Here is a 2061-nt window from a genome sequence, read left to right on the forward strand (position 1 = left end):
TGGAATAGGAGATAACACAAGCATATTTAAAAGCAAACCCGCTGTTACTGTCTTCACTGCCATCTGTTTCATACTGGATTTACGCTTGAACTTCAATGGATTTAAACTCCCCTTATAAACATCATCTAATTGCTTGTTCTATTCTAACACAGGGGTACCTCCAAAAAAAGACGGACCAGGCGAAATTCGTCTAGTCCGTTCATATTTTAAATCATGTGCCGCTTATAACGAATAGTTAGGGGCTTCCTTCGTAATCTGCACATCATGAGGATGGCTTTCACGAAGTCCTGCTCCGGTAATCCGGATAAAGGATGTGTCATTGCGCAGTTCGGAGAGCGTTCCTGTTCCACAGTAACCCATGCCGGAACGCAAACCTCCAATCAATTGATGCACCGTATCGGACATCGGACCCTTGAAAGCGACACGTCCTTCGATGCCTTCCGGTACAAGCTTCTTATCGTCGTCCTGGAAGTAGCGGTCCTTGCTGCCCTGCTTCATGGCGCTCATGCTGCCCATGCCGCGGTATACCTTGAACTTACGACCCTGATAAATCTCGGACTCTCCAGGGCTCTCCTCCGCACCTGCAAACAGGCTTCCCAGCATAACGGCACTCGCGCCGGCTGCGATAGCTTTTGTAATCTCACCGGAGTATTTGATGCCGCCGTCGGCAATAATCGGCACTCCGTACTCACGCGCAACAGATGCACAGTCGTAAATCGCCGTAATCTGCGGAACGCCGATCCCCGCTATGACCCGTGTTGTACAGATCGAGCCAGGTCCGATGCCAACTTTGACCACGGAAGCCCCCGCTTCGATGAGATCGCGCGTTGCCTCGCCTGTCGCCACATTTCCCGCAATAATCGTCAAATCCGGATACTGCTCACGCAGGTTACGTACGGCTTCAATAATATTGATGTGATGGCCGTGAGCCGAATCGACGACAATCAGATCGACTCCGGCGTTAACCAACGCTTCAGCCCGTTCAAAGGTATCTTTCGATATGCCGATGGCTGCGCCAACCAGCAGACGGCCTTGAGCATCCTTCGCACCGTTAGGAAACTGAATGGCCTTTTCGATATCTTTAATGGTAATGAGACCCTTTAAAATGTAGTTATCATCAACAAGCGGAAGCTTCTCAATCTTATGGCGCTGCAGTACTACCGCGGCCTCCGTAAGCGTCGTGCCGACAGGAGCAGTGACCAGATTTTCCTTAGTCATGACTTCGCTGATCGGAATATTGAACTCATGGATAAACCGCAAATCCCGGTTCGTAATAATCCCTACCAGTTTATTATTATCATCCACAATCGGAACGCCGGAAATACGGTATTTACCCATTAGACGTTCAGCATCGGAAACCATATGAGTCGCGGTAAGTGAAAAAGGATTCGTAATAACGCCGCTCTCAGAACGCTTAACGCGGTCAACCTCTTCCGCTTGCTGCTCAACCGACATATTTTTATGGATAATACCAATACCGCCTTCGCGCGCCATGGCAATCGCCATAGCTGCCTCTGTGACCGTATCCATACCGGCGCTGATGAGCGGAATATTCAGCTTTACATTCTTGCTTAACACTGTGGACAGATCAACTTCCTTGGGCAGCACTTCCGATTTGCGCGGCACCAGCAGCACATCATCAAAAGTCAGTCCCTCTTTACCAAACTTATCTTCCCACACCTGAGTCATTCCTCCTTGTTATTCTTTGTTCTTACGGCCCGCAAACTTTATAAAAAAGAACAACCTTCATCTCAGTCCATCCTTGGAAGACAGATGTTCTGAGCTGGCAGTATAACGGTTCTTATCTTTCAAAGTAGGTTGGAGCGGCATGCCCAAAAATATATTATTGCCATCTTAGCAAAGGGTTTATATACTGTCAAGAACATAACATGAGCAAGAATTCTCCTGAAAAAAAGGGCTCGGGACAAATAAATTCCTACATATTTGTCCATCAACAGCGCACAAATTCTTCTGCCATAGCGATAGGAATTTAGGGTTTACACAGAGCGTATACAATATACAAAGAACCACTGCTGAAGTATCAGCAGTGGTTCTTGTGCT

Annotated in this window: 1 protein-coding gene; it reads right to left on the reverse strand. The window is 47.7% G+C overall.

Features of this window, described 5'->3' with window-relative positions:
• Positions 1-222 precede the first annotated feature (222 nt).
• Entirely contained in the window at positions 223-1680 is a 1458-nt protein-coding gene (guaB, locus tag L691_RS0118245; protein WP_025691848.1) for an IMP dehydrogenase, read from the reverse strand.
• Positions 1681-2061: the final 381 nt, after the last annotated feature.

Source organism: Paenibacillus zanthoxyli JH29 (genome assembly GCF_000520715.1).
Taxonomy (GTDB): domain Bacteria; phylum Bacillota; class Bacilli; order Paenibacillales; family Paenibacillaceae; genus Paenibacillus_AQ; species Paenibacillus_AQ zanthoxyli.